General features: G+C 71.2%; 19 protein-coding genes. 8 read left to right on the forward strand and 11 right to left on the reverse strand.

All coding sequences use genetic code 11. The annotated features are described in order from the left end of the window. Window positions 1–23 precede the first annotated feature (23 nt). Window positions 24–572 (forward strand): bacterial proteasome activator family protein, encoded by a 549-nt coding sequence (locus OG488_RS18510; RefSeq protein ID WP_329230654.1) that lies wholly within the window; start codon window positions 24–26, stop codon window positions 570–572. A gap of 199 nt (window positions 573–771) precedes the next feature. Here OG488_RS18510 and OG488_RS18515 read toward each other — a convergent pair whose 3' ends face one another. The 7 genes from OG488_RS18515 to pdhA form a co-directional block, all read right to left on the reverse strand. Then, window positions 772–1,758, reverse strand: coding sequence for an NAD(P)H-quinone oxidoreductase (locus tag OG488_RS18515; RefSeq protein ID WP_329230655.1), 987 nt, complete (start codon window positions 1,756–1,758; stop codon window positions 772–774). Between the two features lie 70 nt (window positions 1,759–1,828). Then, window positions 1,829–2,971 carry a potassium channel family protein gene (locus OG488_RS18520; RefSeq protein WP_329230657.1) on the reverse strand — a complete coding sequence of 381 codons (1,143 nt, stop codon included), beginning with the start codon at window positions 2,969–2,971 and terminating at the stop codon, window positions 1,829–1,831. Continuing rightward, on the reverse strand, window positions 2,929–4,569 hold the full coding sequence (locus OG488_RS18525) for a molybdopterin molybdotransferase MoeA (protein ID WP_329230658.1): 1,641 nt from the start codon (window positions 4,567–4,569) through the stop codon (window positions 2,929–2,931). The genes OG488_RS18520 and OG488_RS18525 overlap by 43 nt, the downstream gene beginning before the upstream one ends. Further along, window positions 4,566–5,435 (reverse strand): NTP transferase domain-containing protein, encoded by an 870-nt coding sequence (locus OG488_RS18530; RefSeq protein WP_329230660.1) that lies wholly within the window; start codon window positions 5,433–5,435, stop codon window positions 4,566–4,568. Before OG488_RS18530 ends, OG488_RS18525 begins: the two co-directional genes overlap by 4 nt. 97 nt (window positions 5,436–5,532) lie before the next feature. Next, the gene (locus tag OG488_RS18535; protein ID WP_329230661.1) at window positions 5,533–6,921 is read right to left on the reverse strand and encodes a dihydrolipoamide acetyltransferase family protein; all 1,389 of its coding nucleotides are present in this window, start codon (window positions 6,919–6,921) and stop codon (window positions 5,533–5,535) included. Then, the gene (locus OG488_RS18540; RefSeq protein ID WP_329230663.1) at window positions 6,921–7,952 is read right to left on the reverse strand and encodes an alpha-ketoacid dehydrogenase subunit beta; all 1,032 of its coding nucleotides are present in this window, start codon (window positions 7,950–7,952) and stop codon (window positions 6,921–6,923) included. Before OG488_RS18540 ends, OG488_RS18535 begins: the two co-directional genes overlap by 1 nt. Then, entirely contained in the window at window positions 7,949–9,100 is a 1,152-nt protein-coding gene (gene pdhA, locus OG488_RS18545) for a pyruvate dehydrogenase (acetyl-transferring) E1 component subunit alpha (protein WP_329230665.1), read from the reverse strand. Before pdhA ends, OG488_RS18540 begins: the two co-directional genes overlap by 4 nt. Window positions 9,101–9,308: 208 nt before the next feature. On the opposite strand from pdhA, the gene OG488_RS18550 reads away from it, so the two are divergent. Continuing rightward, window positions 9,309–9,815 carry an Lrp/AsnC family transcriptional regulator gene (locus tag OG488_RS18550; RefSeq protein WP_403920734.1) on the forward strand — a complete coding sequence of 169 codons (507 nt, stop codon included), beginning with the start codon at window positions 9,309–9,311 and terminating at the stop codon, window positions 9,813–9,815. 16 nt (window positions 9,816–9,831) lie between these two features. On the opposite strand, the gene OG488_RS18555 is transcribed toward OG488_RS18550, so the two are convergent. Continuing rightward, window positions 9,832–10,422 carry a TetR/AcrR family transcriptional regulator gene (locus OG488_RS18555; RefSeq protein ID WP_329230669.1) on the reverse strand — a complete coding sequence of 197 codons (591 nt, stop codon included), beginning with the start codon at window positions 10,420–10,422 and terminating at the stop codon, window positions 9,832–9,834. Window positions 10,423–10,545: 123 nt separating this feature from the next. On the opposite strand from OG488_RS18555, the gene paaN reads away from it, so the two are divergent. After that, window positions 10,546–12,246, forward strand: coding sequence for a phenylacetic acid degradation protein PaaN (paaN, locus tag OG488_RS18560; RefSeq protein WP_329230670.1), 1,701 nt, complete (start codon window positions 10,546–10,548; stop codon window positions 12,244–12,246). Window positions 12,247–12,379: 133 nt separating this feature from the next. Here paaN and OG488_RS18565 read toward each other — a convergent pair whose 3' ends face one another. From OG488_RS18565 to OG488_RS18575, 3 genes are read right to left on the reverse strand one after another with little or no spacing between them, the layout of a single operon-like run. Next, window positions 12,380–13,090, reverse strand: coding sequence for a TrmH family RNA methyltransferase (locus OG488_RS18565; protein WP_329230671.1), 711 nt, complete (start codon window positions 13,088–13,090; stop codon window positions 12,380–12,382). Then, on the reverse strand, window positions 13,087–14,358 hold the full coding sequence (locus OG488_RS18570) for an HTTM domain-containing protein (protein WP_329230673.1): 1,272 nt from the start codon (window positions 14,356–14,358) through the stop codon (window positions 13,087–13,089). The genes OG488_RS18565 and OG488_RS18570 overlap by 4 nt, the downstream gene beginning before the upstream one ends. After that, on the reverse strand, window positions 14,355–15,248 hold the full coding sequence (locus OG488_RS18575; protein ID WP_329238783.1) for a DUF5819 family protein: 894 nt from the start codon (window positions 15,246–15,248) through the stop codon (window positions 14,355–14,357). Before OG488_RS18575 ends, OG488_RS18570 begins: the two co-directional genes overlap by 4 nt. A gap of 115 nt (window positions 15,249–15,363) precedes the next feature. Here OG488_RS18575 and paaA point away from each other — a divergent pair, with 115 nt between their 5' ends. From paaA to OG488_RS18600, 5 genes are read left to right on the forward strand one after another with little or no spacing between them, the layout of a single operon-like run. Then, window positions 15,364–16,392, forward strand: coding sequence for a 1,2-phenylacetyl-CoA epoxidase subunit PaaA (paaA, locus tag OG488_RS18580; protein ID WP_329230675.1), 1,029 nt, complete (start codon window positions 15,364–15,366; stop codon window positions 16,390–16,392). Beyond that, window positions 16,389–16,679, forward strand: a complete 291-nt coding sequence (gene paaB / locus OG488_RS18585; protein ID WP_329230676.1) for a 1,2-phenylacetyl-CoA epoxidase subunit PaaB — start codon at window positions 16,389–16,391, stop codon at window positions 16,677–16,679. The genes paaA and paaB overlap by 4 nt, the downstream gene beginning before the upstream one ends. Then, complete coding sequence (gene paaC / locus OG488_RS18590) at window positions 16,676–17,377, forward strand: 1,2-phenylacetyl-CoA epoxidase subunit PaaC (RefSeq protein ID WP_329230678.1); 702 nt, start codon at window positions 16,676–16,678, stop codon at window positions 17,375–17,377. The genes paaB and paaC overlap by 4 nt, the downstream gene beginning before the upstream one ends. Continuing rightward, window positions 17,371–17,871, forward strand: coding sequence for a 1,2-phenylacetyl-CoA epoxidase subunit PaaD (paaD, locus tag OG488_RS18595; protein ID WP_405693443.1), 501 nt, complete (start codon window positions 17,371–17,373; stop codon window positions 17,869–17,871). The genes paaC and paaD overlap by 7 nt, the downstream gene beginning before the upstream one ends. Beyond that, window positions 17,872–18,933: a 2Fe-2S iron-sulfur cluster-binding protein gene (locus OG488_RS18600; protein WP_329230679.1), complete on the forward strand. Its 1,062-nt coding sequence runs from the start codon at window positions 17,872–17,874 to the stop codon at window positions 18,931–18,933. It begins immediately after the preceding gene. Window positions 18,934–19,062 lie beyond the last annotated feature (129 nt).

The raw sequence follows: 19,062 nt of genomic DNA on the forward strand, positions 1-19,062 counted from the left end.
CCCGTGTGCGAGACAATGGCGCCATGGAGATGCCGAGGAATGAACGGTCGCAGGAGCACCCCCAAGTCCTCGTTGTGGGGCAGGACGGAATGGCTATCGGCGGCGGTGGCGGTGGCGACGAGTCGCGCGAGATCCCGGTGACGGAGATGGTCGAGCAGCCGGCGAAGGTCATGCGCATCGGCAGCATGATCAAGCAGCTTCTGGAGGAGGTCAGGGCGGCCCCTCTCGACGAGGCGAGCCGGGTCAGGCTGAAGGAGATCCACGCGAGCTCGGTGAAGGAGCTCGAGGACGGTCTGGCGCCGGAGCTCGTGGAGGAGCTGGAACGGCTCTCGCTGCCGTTCACCGAGGAGTCCGTCCCGTCCGAGGCCGAGCTGCGCATCGCGCAGGCCCAGCTGGTCGGTTGGCTCGAGGGCCTCTTCCACGGCATTCAGACAGCGCTGTTCGCCCAGCAGATGGCTGCCCGTGCGCAGCTGGAGTCCATGCGTCGCGCCCTTCCGCCGGGTGCCGGCCACGAGGACGAGGAAGGCGGAGCCGATCCACACGGACCGGCTCGCTCCGGCCCGTACCTGTAGAAACCCGAGTCCACCGAACGCGGTACGCACGGGGCCCGGCACACAGCACGTGTGCCGGGCCCCGGCGTTCTCGGGCCTGCTGTTCTGCTGTTCTGCCGGGCCCCGGCGTTCTCGGGCATCGGCCCGCGTGGCACCTCAGCCCGCGTGCCACCTCAGCCCGCCGACGCCCTCGCCCACTGACGCCCTCGGTCCGCCGGTGTCAGGCCTTCGGGGCGGCGAGGAGGATCTTGCCGATGTGGCTGCTGGACTCCATGAGCCGGTGTGCCTCCGCCGCTTCCGCCATGGGCAGCGTGCGGTCCACGACCGGCCGGACCACGCCGTCGGCGAGCAGCGGCCAGACGTGCTCACGTACTGCGGCGATGATCGCGGCCTTCTCCGCGAGCGGCCGGGCGCGCAGCGATGTCGCCGTGACGGCGGCCCGCTTGCTCAGCAGGGCGCCCAGATTCAGCTCACCCTTCGCTCCGCCCTGGAGGCCGATGATGGCGAGGCGGCCGTTCACCGCCAACGCCCGCACGTTCCGGTCCAGGTATTTCGCCCCGACGATGTCCAGGATCACATCGGCTCCGGCACCGTCCGTCGCCTTGCGCAGCTCATCGACGAAGTCCTGCTCGCGGTAGTCGATGAGGATGTCGGCGCCGAGTTCCTGACAGCGCGCCAGCTTCTCGGGGCCTCCCGCCGTCACCGCTACGCGCGCGCCGACGGCCTTGGCGAGCTGGATCGCCATCGTGCCGATGCCGCTGGACCCACCATGGACCAGGAGGGTCTCGCCGGGGCGCAGGTGGGCCACCATGAAGACGTTGGACCAGACCGTCGCCGCCACCTCGGGCAGCGCGGCGGCCTGCGCGAGGTCCACACCGTCGGGCACGGGCAGCAGCTGTCCGGCCGGGACGGCGACCTTCTCCGCATAACCGCCGCCGGCGAGCAGCCCGCACACCTCGTCGCCCACGGACCATCCGGTCACCCCGGGGCCGAGCGCGGCAATGCGGCCCGAGCACTCCAGGCCGGGGTAGGGGGAGGCACCGGGCGGCGGGTTGTAGAAGCCCTGCCTCTGCAGGACATCAGCCCGGTTGACCGCACTCGACACGACCTCGACGAGGACTTCACCCTCGCCTGGTACGGGATCGGGGACCTCGGCCCATACGAGCGCTTCGGGGCCGCCGGGTTCGGGGATCGTGATCGCATACATGGCCGCGAGGCTACTCCGTGCGGAGTCCCGGACGGGGGCGGACCTGCCCGCGCCGCGCCCGGTCCGGTTCCTAGGGCCGCTGGTTGGGCTGCTGCGGCTGGTGCATCGGCGACGTGTGGAGCGGTGAGGCCCGCACAATCGTGATCACGCGGTCCGTCAGTTGCAGGGGGCTGGCCGCCGGATCGTCGTAGCCGATCAGCCGATGGCCACGCAGGACGCTGACCACCAGATCGTCGGTCTCCCGGACGTTCTTGCCCACCTCGGCCTTTATCACCGGCCGTTCGACGAGATCGAGGCCGCTGCCCTGCTGGATGAGATCCTCCATCACCGTGCCCGCGCTGGGGCTGAGGACGGAGAGGCCCAGCAGACGGCCCGCCGCGCTCGCGCTGGTGATCACGGCGTCGGCGCCGGACTGCCGCAGCAACGGCGCGTTCTCCTCCTCACGCACGGCGGCCACGATCTTCGCGCCCCTGTTGAGCTGGCGTGCGGTCAGGGCGACCAGGACGGCCGTGTCGTCCCGCTGGGTGGCGATAATGATCTGACGGGCCTTCTGCACCTCGGCCCGCAGCAGCACGTCGCTGCGCGTCGCGTCGCCGAGCACGCCGACGAACCCTTCGGCGTTGGCTGCCTCGATCACCTTGCCGGCCGGGTCGACGATGACGATCTGGTCCTTCTTCAGACCCGTGGCGCAGAGCGTCTGGATCGCCGAGCGGCCCTTCGTGCCGAAGCCGACGACGACGGTGTGTTCACGCAAGTTGGTTCTCCAACGGTTCAGCCGGAAGTCCTCCCGGGTCCGTTCCGTCAGGACCTCGAGGGTGGTGCCGACCAGGATGATCAGGAAGAGCACCCGCAACGGCGTCACCAGCACCACGTTGACGAGCCGCGCCGGGTCGCTGTACGGGACGATGTCGCCGTAACCGGTGGTCGACAGCGTCACCGTCGCGTAGTAGACGGCGTCGAGGAAGTCGACCTTGTTGTCGGCGTTGTCGTGGTACCCGCCCCGGTCGGCCCAGACGATGAAGACCGTGGTGGCCAGCACGGTGAGAGCCATCGCCAGCCGCTTGGCCACCTGGCGCAGCGGTCGGTCGACCACGCGCCGGGGCAGGAGCACCCGGGTCGGGACGACGTGTTCGTCCGCACGCCTGGCCATCGCATCGTGGCCGGGAAGTTTCACGTGAAACACCCTTCCGTCCACGGCGACGCCGAGGCCCACGGTAGATCGAGGATCTCCACCTCGGTGCCGGACCGTACCCCGCCGGGTGGCACCACGGCCAGCCCGTCCGCGGCGGCGATCCCCCGGAGCATGGCCGGTCCGTTGTAGTGGAGGGGCATGACGCTGTCGTCGCGGTGGACCACAGGGATCAGCCGGGTGTCATGCGGATGCCCGTGTACCTCTTCGTGGACGGGCGCACGGTAGCGACCCTGGGTGTATCTGCCGGCCATCCCTCGCAGAAGGGGTTCAGCCAGGGTCAGCAGCCCGGACACCGCAGCGAGCGGGTTGCCGGGCAGGCCCACCAGACAGGGGCCACCCTCGGGAAGCCGCGCCAGCAGCATGGGATGACCGGGGCGCACGGCGACCCCGTCGACCAGCAGCTCGGCACCGATCTCGGCCAGGACGGGATGGACATGGTCCACCGGCCCGGCAGCCGTCCCCCCGGTGGTGAGGATCAGATCGGCGTCGGAGGAGACGAGAGCGTTGCGAAGGGCTTCGGCGTCGTCGCCGAGGCGCCGGGGTTCCGCGACCTCCGCGCCCAGAGCGCGTAGCCAGGGGGCCATCATGGGCCCGAGCGCGTCCCGGATCAGGCCTTCACGCGGCAGTCCGGCAGAGAGCAGTTCATCGCCGAGGACGAAGACCTCGACACGAGGCCGGGGTACGGCCACGAGGGCGTCGTACCCGGCGGCAGCGGCCAGACCGAGGACGGGCGGGGTCACCACGGTTCCGACGGGGAGGAGCTCGTCGCCGGACCGGCATTCCTGGCCCCGGGGCCGGATGTCCTGGCCCGGGACGACTTCGCGTGAGGGGTGCAACAGCCCTTTGGCCGCGTCGCAGTGGGCGTGCTCGCTGCGGATCACCGCGGTGGCGTCCGCAGGAAGGCGTGCACCGGTCGCGATCCGCAGAGCGTGGCCGTCCGGCAGCGGATCCGTGGATCCGCGTCCGGCGAGCAGCCCTTCCCCCTCCCCTACGGTCCAGGGCCCTGGCCCCGCGACGACCCAGCCGTCCATGGCCGAGGTGTCGAACGGCGGGAGGTCGGTGAGCGCGAGCACGGCCTCGGCCAGGACATGCCCGAGAGCCCTGTCGAGGGGGAGGCGGTGGGCTGCCGGGGGAGTGGAACGGCCGAGGCGCTCGGCCAGGGAACGCGCTCCCTCCCAGGCGGCGGCCCTGGTCCGGTGGGCCTGCGGAGAGGCAGGGGAGTCCGGGGCGAGGGCGGCCTGGGCCGGGCGCCCTGTGCGCACGCCGGGCTTCGCGGATGTCGTCGAGGATGCAGGGCCTGTCCCGTTGGCTCGGCCCGTGCCGCCTGCTCGGCCCGTCTTGTCGGCGCGATTCATCCCAGCGGCTCGATCCGTCGCGGGGGCTCGGTCCGTCGCGTCGGCTCGGTCCGTCGCGTCGGCTCGGTCCGTCTCGTCGGCTCGGTCTGCCGGTGACCACTCTCCGGATCGGTCCGGCTGAGCCGTTCCTCCGGACCGCTCCGGCGGGGAGTGGACGGTCTGCGGCTGATGGCCGACGATCGCCAGCGCCTGCTGGACGGCCCGCTCCTCCTCGGCCGCCCGCTCTTCGTCGGACGTCCGTGCCTCGCCTCCGTGCGCGGTCATGGCGTTCCGGGCCCGCTGCCCGCCTCCTCCTCCCACCGGAGCGCGAGGGCGGTGGCCTTGCGCGATGCTTCCGCGACCGCTTCGGCCGCCGCCTCCGGGCTCTTGCCGCTGCTCGCCATCGCCGCCGCGTACCCCACGAGGAAGGTGGTCAACGGGGCGGCGGGGCGGGCGACACCGTGGGCGGCATCACGGGCGAGATCGAGCAGGACGCCGGTGTCGACGTCGAGTTCGATGCCCAGTTCGTTCTTGACTGTGGTGATCCATTCGTCCAGCACGGTCCCATGCTCCCTGATCCGCGCCCTGGCGGCGGCAATGTCTTCCCAGGTGTCGCAGTCGAACGAAGCGAGAGGTCCGGCCTGGACCCTGGCCAGATCCAGCTCGGCCGTCAGCAGCCGCAGTGGAAGACCGGCGAGGCTGCCGTGTTCGGTGGCCAGAAGGGCGAGCTCACGACGGAGCGGTTCACCCCGGTACACCGCTACCAACGGCTGGTCCCGGCCGTCCCCGTCGGTGCACAGGGCCCCTTCGTGCGCTCCCGTCCGCGCGGCGGCCAGCAGGGAACGCACGGTCTCCTCCCCCAGAAACGGAAGGTCCGCGGAGAGCACCAGGACGCTCTCCGCGTCCGTGTGCCGTACACCGGCACCGAGGGCGGCCAACGGTCCGCCCCCTTCGGGCACTTCACGCGTCCAGGTGACCGGCCGCACCGTCGGCCTGCGCCCGCCCACCACCACGGTGGATCCCGCGTCGCCGCAGACGGCCAGAACCCGGTCGAGCAGCGCACGGCCGCCCACATGAAGCCCTGGCTTGTCGGCTCCCCCGAGGCGCTTCGCGGCCCCGCCGGCAAGAACGATGGCGTCATAGGCGGTCATGCCCCCGAGTATGCGGGCCGCCCACCCCCGACGGTCCCCCGAGGGACCGAACTCACAAGAAGCCCGGGCAGGAGGGACCGTGCACGGACCGGCACCACTACAGCGTGCGCAACAACACCGCCGGTTGCTCCACACAGTCCGCGACGTAGCGCAGGAAACCGCCCGCTGTGCCGCCGTCGCAGACCCGGTGATCGAAGGTGAGGGAGAGCTGCACGACCTGGCGGATAGCCAGCTCGCCCTCGTGCACCCAGGGTTTGGGCACGATACGGCCGACGCCGAGCATGGCCGCCTCGGGGTGGTTGATGATGGGCGTCGAACCATCGACGCCGAACACCCCGTAGTTGTTCAGGGTGAACGTCCCTCCGGTGAGCTGCGCCGGGGTCAGCTTCCCCTCACGGGCCGCCTCGGTCAGCCGGCCGATCTCCGCACCGATCGACTCGGCGTTCTGTGTGTGCGCGTCCCTCACCACCGGAACGACCAGACCACGCTCCGTCTGGGCGGCGAAGCCGAGATGGACCCCGGACAGCCGCACGATCTCCCTGGCGTCCGTGTCCACCGTCGAGTTGAGCTCGGGGAAGCGTGCCAGCGCCGCGACACAGATGCGGGCCAGCAGAGCGAGCACCGACACCTTGGGCCCGGCGGCGGAGCCACCGGCAGCGTTCATGGCGGCCCGGGCGGCCATCAGCGCGGTGGCATCGGCGTCGACCCAGCACGTGGCGTCGGGAATCTCCCGCCGACTCCGGGACAGCTTCTCGGCGACCGCGCCCCGGACTCCGCGCAGCGCGACGCGCTCATCCGGTGCCTCCGGCCCCGGGCGGGCCATCGGAGCCGCATCGGCGGTGCGGTCCTCGTCCGCCGTCCTGATCGCGGACTCCACGTCCGTACGCAGGATCAGCCCGTCGCGGCCCGTGCCGGCGACCTGCCGGAGATCGAGCCCGTGCTGCCGCGCCAGCTTGCGGACCAAGGGGGAGACGACGGCGACAGGACCGTGCTCATCCGGCGGGACCGTAACCGACGCCGGGCCCGCGGGCGTCGGTGTGACAGGGGCCGCGCCCTCGGGCGTCGGTGTGACGGGAGCTGCGGGCGTCGGTGCGACGGGAGCCGGAGCGGGGCTGATCCTGCGCCTCCGCGCCGCCGGTGCCGCCGTTCCGTAACCGACCAGCACATTGCCCGACGCCCCGCTCTCGGCACCGCCGCCGCCGGGCTCACCGGAGACGCCGGACCCCGGCGCCGGTTCCACCGAACCGACCGCCACCGTCAGCAGCGGTGCGCCGACCGGGAGCTCCGCCCCCTCCTCGCCGAATCGCGCCGTGACCACACCCCCGTACGGGCAGGGGACCTCCACCATGGCCTTCGCCGTCTCGACCTCGACGACCGGCTGGTCGATGGCGACGACGTCGCCGACCTCCACCAGCCAGCGCACGATCTCGGCCTCGGTCAGGCCTTCGCCCAGGTCGGGCAGCTTGAATTCGAGCACCTGCGCCATCAGCTCTCGGCCTCCCACTGAAGACGGGCGACCGCGTCGAGGACCCGGTCCACGCCCGGCAGATGGTGCCGCTCCTGCATCGGCGGCGGATAAGGGATGTCGAACCCCGCGACGCGCAGCACCGGCGCCTCCAGGTGGTGGAAGCACCGCTCGGTGACCCGAGCCGCGATCTCCCCGCCAGGGCCGCCGAAGCCGGACGACTCGTGGACGACGACCGCACGGCCCGTGCGCCGGACGGACGCGGCGACGGTCTCGTCGTCGAAGGGGACCAGCGACCGCAGGTCGACCACCTCGAGGTCCCATCCCTCGGCGGTGGCCGCCTCGGCCGCCTCCAGACACACGGGGAGGGACGGCCCGTAGGTGATCAGGGTCGCGCTGCGCCCGGGGCGCCGGACGACAGCCCGCCCGATCGGCTCCACCGGTGCCGGCGCGTCCGGCGACCAGTCGGCCTTGGACCAGTAGAGCCTCTTCGGTTCCAGGAAGACCACCGGATCGTCGGAGGCGATCGACTCCCTCAGCAGCCCGTACGCGTCCTCGACCGTGGCCGGCATGACGACGTGCAGGCCGGGGGTGGCCATGTAGTACGCCTCGGACGAGTCGCTATGGTGCTCGACGCCCCCGATCCCTCCGCCGTACGGCACCCGCACCGTGATCGGCAGGGGCATGGCGCCCGCCGTACGGTTCCGCATCTTGGCCACATGGCTGATCAACTGCTCGAACGCCGGATACGCGAAGGCGTCGAACTGCATCTCCACCACGGGCCGCAGCCCGTACATCGCCATGCCCACGGCCGCGCCGAGGATTCCCGCCTCTGCCAGCGGGGTGTCCGTGCAGCGGTCGTCGCCGAACTCCTTGGCCAAGCCGTCGGTGACACGGAAGACGCCTCCGAGCGTGCCCACGTCCTCCCCGAGGACGTGCACCGTCGGATCGGCCGCCATCGAGTCGCGCAGCGCCCGCCCGAGCGCCTGCGCCATGGTGGCCGGTCTGGCCCTGCCGGTTCGTACCCCGGCCGTCGCTGCAGCGGTGCTCATCGCCCCTCCTCCGCGCCGCTCTCCTGCTCGGCCTCCAGCTCGCCGCGCAGCCGTGCAGCCTGCTCCCGCAGCTGGCCGGTCTGCTCCTCGTAGACGTGGGCGAAGAGATCCATCGGGTCGAGCACCGGATCCGCGTTCATCTGCTCGCGCAGGCCCTCGGCCATCCGCTCCGCCGCCTCCCGCACGGTCCCGATGCCGTCCTCGTCCAGCAGCCCGCGCCCGGTCAGCTCCCGTTCCAGCAGCCGGATCGGATCGTGCGCACGCCACGCCTCCACGTCGCCGTCGCCGCGGTAGCGGGTGGCGTCGTCGGCGTTCGTATGGGCTTCCATGCGGTACGTGACCGCCTCCACCAGCGTCGGCCCCTCGCCGCGCCTGGCCCGTGCCACCGCCTCGCTCAGCACCTGGTGCACCGCTGCCGCGTCGTTGCCGTCGACCAGCCGCCCCGGCATCCCGTAGCCCACGGCCTTGTGGGCGAGGGACGGCGCCGCGGTCTGCTTCGCCAGCGGCACGGAGATCGCGAAGCCGTTGTTCTGCACGAGGAAGACGACCGGGGCCCGCCAGACGGCCGCGAAATTCAGCGCCTCGTGGAAATCCCCCTCGCTCGTCCCTCCGTCGCCGACCATCGCGAGCGCCACCACGTCGTCGCCCTTGAGGCGCGCCGCGTGCGCCAATCCGACCGCGTGCGGCAACTGGGTCGCCAGCGGGGTGCAGAGCGGCGCGATCCGGTGTTCACGCGGGTCGTATCCGGTGTGCCGGTCCCCGCGCAGCAGGGTCAGCGCCTCGACCGGATCCAGGCCGCGCGCGACGGCGGCGAGGGTGTCGCGATAGCTGGGGAAGAGCCAGTCACGGTCCTCCAGCACCAGCGCCGCCGCGATCTCACAGGCCTCCTGGCCGGTGCTCGACGGGTACACGGCGAGCCTGCCCTGCTTGGTCAGTGCGGTGGCCTGGGCGTTGTACCGGCGCCCGCGCACCAGCTCGGCGTAGAGCCTCAGCAGCAGCTCGGGATCGACGCCGGCCGCGGCGTCCGTACCGAGCACGCGGAACGGCTCGGGGTCCGGGAGCAGCGGCGCGGGGTCGGTGAGCGGCTTCCAGGCCGGGGGCGGCGTGGGCCGGTAGGCGGCAGCGCCGGGCAGCTCCTGGACCGTCATGACAAGCACCTCCTGGCATCGGGGTATCTGCAGGAATGTCGGGGTGTGAGCAGAGCGTGGGTGTGTCCTGCCTCACCTACCGATTGTTCGGTCGCGGGGGCAATTTGGCTACAGGCACCTCCAGCCTGTGGACAAACGGTTCTCCACAGCCTGGGATAGGGGCAGGTCGTCCACAACAGGGAGGCGCGGGCAGATGGCAGCTGAACGAATGGCCGACAGAGCCGGGGACCCGGGCCGCCTGCCGCCCGCGCGGCCCCTGGACTCCACGGACCGAGCCATCCTGCGCATCCTCCAGACGGACGGCCGCGCCTCGATACGGGCCGTCGCCGAACGTGTCCACGTCTCGCGGGCCAACGCGTACGCCCGCATCAACAGGCTCGTCGAGGACGGGGTGATCCGGGGTTTCAGTGCACGCGTGAACCACGAGCGCGCCGGGGAGGGCGCCTCCGCCTACATCACGCTCAAGATCGTCCAGAATTCCTGGCGCACCGTCCGGGAGCAGCTCCAGGCGCTTCCGGGCGCCACGCACATCGCGCTCGTCAGCGGCGACTTCGACGTCCTGCTGCTGGTGCACACACCGGACAACCAGGCACTGCGCGAACTGGTCCTGACCAGGATCCAGGCCATACCGGAGGTGCTGTCGACCCGCACCCTGCTGGTGTTCGAGGAGACCGACCTGGGCCCGCGCCCGGACCGTCCGGCCGAGCTGTCCTAGGGCTCCCCGTCCGGGGTCAGCCGGCCCGCATCCCCTCGAAGGCGAGCTGGACGACCGTGTCGGCGAGCTGCTCCGCCTCGGCGGAGCCTCCCGGTTGCGGCCGATACCACTCGACCAGCGAGTTCACCATGCCGAAGAGGAGCCGGGTGGCCAGGCGTATGTCCACGTCGGCCCGCAGATCCCCCTCCGCCACCGCGGCCTGGAGGAGCTCGGAGACCCGCTGGTCGAACTCGCGCCGCCGCTCCAGGGCCCAGCGCTCCGTCTTCGTGTTGCCGCGTACGCGCAGAAGCAACGTGACGTAGGGCAACTCCCCCAGGAGCACCTCGACCGTGCGGCGCGTGACGTACTCGACCCGGGCGATCGCCCGCCCCTGTATCGCCCCCGGCTCGTCGAGGATGCCGAAGAGCCCGTCGAGCGCCCGGCTCACGGCACGCCGCAGGAGCTCCTCCTTGCCCGTCACATGGTGGTAGATGGACGACTTGGAGATGCCCGCCGCCTTGGAGAGGTGCTCCATGGACGTGCCGTCGTAGCCGCGCTCGTTGAAAACGCGGACGGCAACGGTCAGGAGTGTCTCCGGGGTGTACGTGTCCCGCTTGGCCGTGGTCATGAACGCGATCCTCCCCCATGAGTTGTCCACAGGTCCTTCGGGCCCCCTTGTCCCGACCGATCGTTCGGTTACTCTAACTCCGTCCGCACATCCCTGCCCGGCTCGACGAGGAGTTGGTCCGTCATGGCCGCCGAGCTTTCCCCCGAGAAGCTGTCCGAGATCCACCGCCCGACGCTCGACAAGGCCCTCGACGCGATCCGCACGCGCGCCTACTGGTCCCCGCACCCCGAGCACCCGAAGGCCTACGGCGACGAAGGTCTCCCCGGCAGCCTCGGCGCGGCCGAGGGCAAGGCCGCGTTCGACGCCGTGCTCAACACCCGGCTGGATCTCGGCCAGCCCGGCACCGACGGCTGGACCGGCGGAGAGGTGTCGCCGTACGGGCCGGAGCTCGGCGTCGAGTACCCGCACGCCGATCCGGATGTCCTGCTCCCCGCGATGAGCGCCGCCATGGGCTCCTGGCGGGCTGCGGGCCCCGAGACCAGGGCCCTGGTCTGTCTGGAGATCCTGGCCCGGATCAGCGCCCGAACGCACGAACTGGCCCACGCCGTGATGCACACCAGCGGGCAGGCCTTCGTCATGGCCTTCCAGGCCGGCGGCCCGCACGCCCAGGACCGCGGCCTGGAGGCCGTGGCGTACGCGTACGAGGAACAGACACGCACGCCGCGCAGCGCCGACTGGGCGAAGCCGCAGGGCAAGCGCGACCCGTTGCGGCTCCACAAGTCGTACACGGCGGCCGGGCGCGGCGTCTCCCTGCTGATCGGCTGCAACACCTTCCCCACGTGGAACGGCTACCCGGGCCTCTTCGCCTCCCTGGCCACCGGCAATCCCGTCCTGGTCAAGCCGCACCCGCGGGCGGTCCTGCCGCTGGCACTCACCGTCCAGCTGGCGCGCGAGGCGCTGTCCGAGGCGGGCTTCGACCCGAATCTCGTCGCACTGGCGGCCGAGCGGCCGGGCGAGGGCATCGCCAAGACCTTGGCGGTGCGGCCCGAAATCAAGATCATCGACTACACGGGGTCCACCGCCTTCGGCGACTGGCTGGAGACCAACGCCCGGCAGGCCCAGGTCTACACGGAGAAGGCCGGCGTCAACACGATCGTCCTCGACTCCACCGACGACTACCGGGGCATGCTCTCCAACCTGGCCTTCTCGCTCTCCCTCTACAGCGGCCAGATGTGCACCACCCCGCAGAACCTGCTCATCCCACGGGACGGCATCCGGACCGACGCGGGCGCCAAGTCCTACGAGGAGGTGGTGGCGGACATCGCCGGAGCGGTGACCGGGCTCCTCGGCGACGACGCCCGGGCCAACGGACTGCTCGGCGCCCTGGTGAACGGTGATGTGAGGGCCCGGCTGGAAGGGGCGTCCTCCCTGGGCGACGTCGCGCTCGCCTCGCGTCCGGTCGTCAACCCCGACTTCCCCGACGCCGTGGTCCGCACCCCGGTGCTCGTGAAACTCGACGGCACCAAGCCCGACGAGGGGGCGGCCTACCTGTCGGAGTGCTTCGGTCCGGTCTCGTTCGCCGTCGCCGTCGACTCCACCGGGGACGCCCTGGATCTGCTGCGCCGCACGATCCGCGAGAAGGGGGCGATGACCGTAGGCGCGTACACCACCAATCCCGAGGTGGAGCGGGCGGTGGAAGACGTCTGTTTCGACGAATCCGCTCAGCTCTCGCTGAATCTCACCGGCGGCGTGTACGTCAACCAGACGGCGGCCTTCTCCGACTTCCACGGCTCGGGGGGCAACCCGGCGGCCAACGCGGCGCTCTGCGACGGAGCCTTCGTGTCCAACCGCTTCCGGATCGTGGAGGTCCGCCGCCAGGCCTGAGCGAGCACCTGGCCGACGGCCTCCCGGGCGTGACCGGTGGAGCGGGCATCCGCTCCACCGGTCACGCCCACCCCACCGGTCACGCCCGCTCCACCGGTCGCATCCGCTCCGTCGGTCACGCCCGCTTCACATGTCACGCGTCGAGCGGTTCCGGGATGTCCGCGTACCTCTGCACCCAGGCATGCATGGCGATGGCGGCCGCCGCGCCGGCATTGATCGACCGCGTCGAGCCGAACTGCGCGATCGAGCACACCATGGAGGCGTGCTCGCGCGCCTCCTCGGTCAGCCCCGGGCCCTCCTGCCCGAACAGCAGCACGCACCGGCGCGGCAGGACCGTCCGCTCCAACGGCACGGCCCCGGGCAGATTGTCGATCCCGATGATCGGCAGCCCCTCGTCCGCCGCCCATGCCGTCAGGTCCGCCGTGTCCGGGTGGTGCCGCACGTGCTGGTAGCGGTCGGTGACCATCGCGCCCCGCCGGTTCCAGCGCCGCCGCCCCACGATGTGGATCTCCTTCGCGAGGAAGGCGTTGGCGGTGCGTACCACCGAGCCGATGTTGAAGTCGTGGCCCCAGTTCTCCACCGCCACATGGAAATCGTGCCGCCGCAGGTCGAGATCGGCGACGATCGCCTCCCTCGTCCAGTAGCGATAGGCGTCGCCCACATTGCGCCGGTCCCCGTCGGCGAGCAGCTCGGGGTCGTAGCGCTCCCCCTCGGGCCAGGGCAGCGGGTGCGGCCCGACACCGATCACGGCACCGAACCCGTCGTCGTACTGGATCGGTTCCGCGGACGGATCGGGCGCCGCTGCCGCCCGGGGCTCTTCTGTACTGCCGGTCTCGCTGGTCACCCGACGAGCGTATGGCCACCGCCGGCGCCGCCGCGCACGGCCTCCTCGCCCTCCGGCGCCTCCCGGCGCTGCCCGGGCAGACGGATCCTGCCCGCCGTGCGGGAGAACAGCCTCTGCCGGCCGCGCGTCACCCTGTTCCCCAGCCACAGGAGGAAGACCGTCGGCAGGAAGACGGCGTCCGCGGAGATCATCGCCATGGAGAAGAAGGGAAGCCCCAACAGGACCGAGATCCCCGCGTGCTCACCGATCATGAGGACCAGCAGGACGTTCTTGACCCGTCGGTTGAACAGCGTGAAGGGGAAGGCGACCTGCGCGATGACCGTGAGGTACGTGACCACCATGACGGCCAGGGCACTGGACGCGACGAGCCCGGAGAGCTCGGGCCACGGTGCGAAGTAGTCCAGCTTGAGCGGGTAGTAGATCGCGGTGCCGTCCTGCCAGCGGGAGCCCTGGATCTTGTACCAGCCGGCCGTCGCGTAGATCAGGCAGACCTCAGCCATGATCACGGCGAGCGCGGCATTGTGGGCGAGGTTGGCCAGGACGTCGCACAGCGCTCGCAGCTCATGGCCCGGCGCGTAACGGTTCAGCGCCCACCAGGCACCGTTGCCCACCCAGAGCAGCCACATGAGCGACGGCAGCCACCAGGTGCCGCCGAATCCGACCATGATGGTGGCGGGCAGCAGGACGCAGCCGAGCACCGCCCACAGGGCCGGTCCCGCGACGTCACGGGCGGGTCCGCGCCCTTCCGCGGAGCGCGTGGCGTCCCGGGCCGCGCGACGCGCGTCCAGGGACCAGACCCGCGCACAGCGCGTCACCACCAGATAGATCGCCATCAGGTGGATGACGTTGTCGCCGCCGTCGCCCATGAAGATGCTGCGGTTCTGCAGGGAGAGCACCCCGGCCATGAACAGCACGGACGAGAACCGGGTACGCCAGCCGATCATCAGCAGCGCGGCCGACACCAGCGTGAGCGCGTACACGGTCTCGAACCAGAGCGTGCTGTCCGACCACATCAGGACGGTGAAGGAGCCGTTGTTGCTGATGAGCCGGTGCGCCATGTCCCAGCCCCACGGACCGTCGGGGCCGTACAGCTCGTGTCGGTGGGGCAGCTCGCGCAGCAGGAACAGCAGGTAGGTGGCTGAGACACCGATCCGGACGACGGCGCTCTGGTAGGCGCCGAGGGGGGAAGCCGTGACGCGCTGGACGGCCCGGGCGAGCGAGAGGCCGAGGGCCGCCGCACCGTCACGGCCCGGGGTGGAGGCGCTCATTTCTCCGCCTGCCCGGCCTGCGACACCGGATCGTCCGCCGTACGGAGGTCGGACGGGTTGACGGTCCACCACGGGAGCTCCCGGTACTCGGGCTGGGTGCTGATCTTCTCGTCGCTCCAGGGCGGAGCCCCGACGGAGCGCACCACGGACCGCACCTGGATGCGCTCGACCGTTCCGCCGTAGCCGTGCTCGTCGAGGCGCAGCATGACGATGCGGCGGATGTAGCGCTCGGACAGCTCTCCGCGCAGCCCGTTGGGGCGGTTCTCGCTGTCGTGGGACCCGCTGTAGAAGTCCCAGGCACGGCGCAGCTCGTTCTGGTCGACGTGGCTGGGGAGGAGGTTGCCGCGTATCGCCTCGCCGTCGTCCCGCGAAAGGTTCATCCAGGGTGTGACTCTGCTGCCGTCGGCGCCGTTGTCGGCCACGTCGGCCCGTACGTGTACGGAGATGTTCTGCTGGAGCGGGTTGGGGGCGAACAGCTTCCAGTTCTGCTCGAACTCGGGGTAGACCCAGCGGTCGACCACCTCGCCGTGCTGCTTCGTCAGCGTGTTGGAGGGCGCGACGTGCAGAAAGATCATGGCGATGTGGGTGCAGGCCACCACTCCCACGACGGACAGCGCCAACGCCGCGACGACCTGGTACGGAAGTGACAACGCGGCCATACCTGCGCCCTGACCGCGTCCGTCGGCCCCGGGCACGGGTGGGCGTACGGGCGTGGAGGCGGCGTCCGGGGGAGGCGCCGCGGCGACCGGCCCCCGAAGGGCGTCCGCCCCGCCCCCCGGTAGCGCCTCGGATGCGGCCTCCGCGTTCCGGTCCGTCGGTGGAGGGCTCTTCACCCCGGGCCAGGGGAGCTTCTTCTCGTTTCCGGTGCCCCCACCGTGGTCCGCTTCCATCCCGCCCCGATCGCCGTCGATCACCACTCAGTTATCCACAGGGTTGACACCCTACGGGCCTCCGACCCACCATTGAAGTCAATGAACCGAACGATCGGTCGGTAGGGAGCCCGGGATGGCGGCAGTGACTGCGGACCAGACGACGCAGGGGATGGCTGGCAGGGCGGACGCGACGGACGCGGAGCGCCTGGCGGCGTTCGACGCCACGGTGGCCGCCGACGACCGGATCGAGCCGCGCGACTGGATGCCCGAGGCGTACCGGGCCTCTCTGGTCCGCCAGATGGCCCAGCACGCCCACTCCGAGATCATCGGCATGCAGCCCGAGGCCAACTGGATCTCGCGCGCCCCCTCCCTGCGGCGCAAGGCGATCCTGATGGCGAAGGTGCAGGACGAGGCCGGTCACGGCCTCTACCTGTACAGCGCGGCGGAGACGCTGGGGACCAGCCGCGAGGAGCTGCTCGACAAACTGCACGCAGGCCGGCAGCGCTATTCCTCGATCTTCAACTACCCCACCCTGACCTGGGCCGACGTCGGCGCGATCGGCTGGCTGGTGGACGGCGCCGCGATCACCAACCAGGTGCCGCTCTGCCGCTGCTCCTACGGCCCGTACGCCCGGGCGATGGTCCGGATCTGCAAGGAGGAGTCCTTCCATCAGCGCCAGGGGTACGAGCTGCTGCTCGCCCTCAGCCGGGGCACCCCCGCCCAGCACGAAATGGCACAGGACGCGGTGAACCGCTGGTGGTGGCCGTCCCTGATGATGTTCGGTCCGCCCGACGACTCCTCGGCGCACTCGGAGCAGTCGATGGCCTGGAAGATCAAACGGCACTCCAACGACGAGCTGCGCCGCCGGTTCGTGGACATCTGCGTCCCCCAGGCGCAGGCGCTGGGTCTCAGCCTCCCCGACCCCGACATCCGGTGGAACGAGGAGCTCGGCCGGCACGACTTCGGAGCGATCGACTGGACGGAGTTCCAGGAGGTCCTCAAGGGCAACGGCCCCTGCAACGAACAACGGCTCAGCCAGCGGCGTACGGCCCACGAAGAGGGTGCCTGGGTCCGCGACGCGGCAGCGGCCTACGCAGACAAGCACGCGGCACGTCCCGGCACGACCGGACCGGCCGCCCAGCCCGTGGAGGCGACCGCATGAGCAGCCCGACCGACTGGCCCCTGTGGGAGGTGTTCGTGCGCTCCCGGCGCGGGCTTTCCCACACCCACGCGGGCAGCCTGCACGCACCGGACGCCGAGATGGCCCTGCGCAACGCCCGCGATCTGTACACACGCCGATCGGAAGGCGTCTCGCTCTGGGTCGTTCCCTCGACCGCGATCACCGCGTCATCGCCGGACGAGAAGGACTCCTTCTTCGAACCCGCCGGGGACAAGCCCTACCGCCACCCCACGTTCTACGAGATCCCGGAAGGGGTGAAGCACCTGTGACGGCCGCCCTCGCTCTCGGCGACGACGCGCTGGTGCTCTCGCACCGCCTGGGGGAGTGGGCGGGCCACGCCCCGGTCCTGGAGGAGGAGGTCGCCCTGGCCAACATCGCGCTGGATCTGCTGGGACAGGCCAGGATGCTCCTCTCCTTCGTGGGGGACGAGGACGAGCTGGCCTACCTCCGTGAGGAGCGGGCCTTCCGCAACGTCCAGCTCGTGGAACAGCCGAACGGCGACTTCGCCCACACCATCGCCCGGCAGCTCTATTTCTCCGTCTACCAGCACCTGCTGTACGCGGAGCTGGCCGCTGGAGAAGGAGAGTTCACGGATCTCGCCGCCAAGGCCGTCAAGGAGGTCGCCTACCACCGCGACCACGCGGAGCAATGGGTCCTGCGCCTCGGCGACGGTACCGCTGAGAGCCATGAGCGCATGCAGCTCGCCCTGGACGCGCTGTGGCGGTTCACCGGCGAACTGTTCGAGCCCGTCGAGGGGGTCGACGTCGACTTCCACGCCCTGCGCGACTCCTGGCTGGCCGCCGTCGCCTCCGTGGTGGAGCGTGCCACCCTGGCTCTCCCCTCGGGGCCGCAGTCCGGCGCGTGGGCGGCCGGCGCCGGTCGGCAAGGGCTCCACACGGAGCCGTTCGGGCGGATGCTCGCCGAGATGCAGCATCTGCACCGCAGCCACCCGGGGGCGTCATGGTGACCACCGAGACCCCCCTGGAGGCGGAGCTCCACCGGCTGGCGGGCTCCGTGCCCGATCCCGAGCTCCCGGTCCTGACGCTGGACGAGCTCGGCGTCCTCCGCGGTGTGCGGGTGGACGGGCCGGACAAGGTCACCGTGCGTCTCACCCCGACGTACACCGGCTGCCCCGCCATCGAAGCCATGTCCCACGACATCGAGCGTGTGCTGCACGCCCACGGCGTGGCGGAGGTGTCCGTGGTCACGGTCCTCGCACCGGCCTGGTCGACGGACGACATCAGCGACGAAGGCCGTCGCAAGCTCGAGGAGTTCGGCATAGCGCCGCCACGGCCCGGCAGCGGGCCGGGCGGCCCGGTGCCCTTGACGCTGTCCGTGCGCTGTCCGCACTGCGGTTCCACGGACACGGAACTGCTGAGCCGCTTCTCCTCCACGGCGTGCAAGGCACTGCGCCGCTGTGTGGCGTGCCGCGAACCGTTCGATCACTTCAAGGAGTTGTAGATGTTCCATCCGCTCCGGGTCAGCGCGATCGAACGGATCACGGACGATGCCGTGGCCGTCACCTTCGCCGTGCCGCCGGAACTGCGCGAGACCTTCCGCCACACTCCCGGGCAGCACCTGAATGTGCGCTACCGGGCCGACGGCGAGGAGATCCGGCGGTCGTACTCGATCTGCGCGCCTGCCACCGAGCAGCCGGGCGATACCGTGCTCCGGGTGGGCATCCGCATGGTCGACGGCGGCGCGTTCTCGACGTACGCCCTCAAGGAGCTGGCGGTGGGGGACCAGGTGGAGGCGATGGCTCCGATGGGCCGCTTCCTCCTCGATCCGCGCCCGGGCCACTTCGCCGCGATCGTCGGCGGCAGCGGCATCACACCGGTGCTGTCGATGGCGGCGACGTTGCTGGCGCGGGAGCCGTCGGCGCGTTTCTGCCTGATCCGCAGCGACCGTTCCGCCGCCTCGACGATGTTCCTCGACGAGGTGGCGGAGCTCAAGGACCGCTACCCGGACCGCTTCCAGCTGGTGACCGCGCTGTCGCGCGAGGAGCAGGCCGCCGGGCTTCCCTCGGGCCGGCTGGACCGCGAGCGGCTCACCGCCTTGCTGCCCGCCCTGCTGTCGGTGCCCGATGTGGACGGCTGGTTCCTGTGCGGCCCGCTCGGCCTGGTCCGAGGAGCGGAGAGCGCGCTGCGCTCGCTCGGCGCCGACCGGTCACGCATCCATCAGGAGATCTTCCACGTCGCCGACGAGGGGACGGCTCCGACGACGGCCGCCCGGGTGGCCGTGCCGTCGGAGAGCACCCTCACCGCGACGCTCGACGGGCGGGCGGGCAGTTGGCCGGTCCAGAACGGCGAATCGCTGCTGGACACGGTGCTGCGGAGCCGCTCGGACGCCCCGTATGCCTGCAAGGGGGGAGTGTGCGGGACCTGCCGTGCCTTCCTGGTCTCGGGCGAGGTGCGGATGGACCGCAATTACGCCCTGGAACCGGAGGAGACCGAGGCCGGCTTCGTACTGGCCTGCCAGTCGCACCCCGTCACCCCGGAAGTCGAAGTCGACTTCGACCGCTGACGGGACGCCGACAGCCCGCTCAGGGCCCACCCGAGGAGCCCCGGGTCTCGTCGCCCCGGGCGCCCGGGGCGACCACTCTCGTCCTGCGTCGACCGGGTCCGGGTCCGCCCGCTGCCCTCAGCCCGCAGG

The sequence above is a fragment of the Streptomyces sp. NBC_01460 genome (assembly GCF_036227405.1).
In the GTDB taxonomy this organism is placed as follows: Bacteria; Actinomycetota; Actinomycetes; order Streptomycetales; family Streptomycetaceae; genus Streptomyces.

Coding starts and splice junctions, on each gene's coding strand:
- OG488_RS18510 (WP_329230654.1), top strand. CDS start 24: ATGGAGATGCCGAGGAATGAACGGTCGCAGGAGCACCCCCAAGTCCTC.
- OG488_RS18515 (WP_329230655.1), bottom strand. CDS start 1,758: ATGTATGCGATCACGATCCCCGAACCCGGCGGCCCCGAAGCGCTCGTA.
- OG488_RS18525 (WP_329230658.1), bottom strand. CDS start 4,569: ATGACCGCGCACGGAGGCGAGGCACGGACGTCCGACGAAGAGCGGGCG.
- OG488_RS18530 (WP_329230660.1), bottom strand. CDS start 5,435: ATGACCGCCTATGACGCCATCGTTCTTGCCGGCGGGGCCGCGAAGCGC.
- OG488_RS18535 (WP_329230661.1), bottom strand. CDS start 6,921: ATGGCGCAGGTGCTCGAATTCAAGCTGCCCGACCTGGGCGAAGGCCTG.
- OG488_RS18540 (WP_329230663.1), bottom strand. CDS start 7,952: ATGAGCACCGCTGCAGCGACGGCCGGGGTACGAACCGGCAGGGCCAGA.
- pdhA (WP_329230665.1), bottom strand. CDS start 9,100: ATGACGGTCCAGGAGCTGCCCGGCGCTGCCGCCTACCGGCCCACGCCG.
- OG488_RS18550 (WP_403920734.1), top strand. CDS start 9,309: ATGGCCGACAGAGCCGGGGACCCGGGCCGCCTGCCGCCCGCGCGGCCC.
- OG488_RS18555 (WP_329230669.1), bottom strand. CDS start 10,422: ATGACCACGGCCAAGCGGGACACGTACACCCCGGAGACACTCCTGACC.
- paaN (WP_329230670.1), top strand. CDS start 10,546: ATGGCCGCCGAGCTTTCCCCCGAGAAGCTGTCCGAGATCCACCGCCCG.
- OG488_RS18570 (WP_329230673.1), bottom strand. CDS start 14,358: ATGAGCGCCTCCACCCCGGGCCGTGACGGTGCGGCGGCCCTCGGCCTC.
- OG488_RS18575 (WP_329238783.1), bottom strand. CDS start 15,248: ATGGAAGCGGACCACGGTGGGGGCACCGGAAACGAGAAGAAGCTCCCC.
- paaA (WP_329230675.1), top strand. CDS start 15,364: ATGGCGGCAGTGACTGCGGACCAGACGACGCAGGGGATGGCTGGCAGG.
- paaB (WP_329230676.1), top strand. CDS start 16,389: ATGAGCAGCCCGACCGACTGGCCCCTGTGGGAGGTGTTCGTGCGCTCC.
- paaD (WP_405693443.1), top strand. CDS start 17,371: ATGGTGACCACCGAGACCCCCCTGGAGGCGGAGCTCCACCGGCTGGCG.
- OG488_RS18600 (WP_329230679.1), top strand. CDS start 17,872: ATGTTCCATCCGCTCCGGGTCAGCGCGATCGAACGGATCACGGACGAT.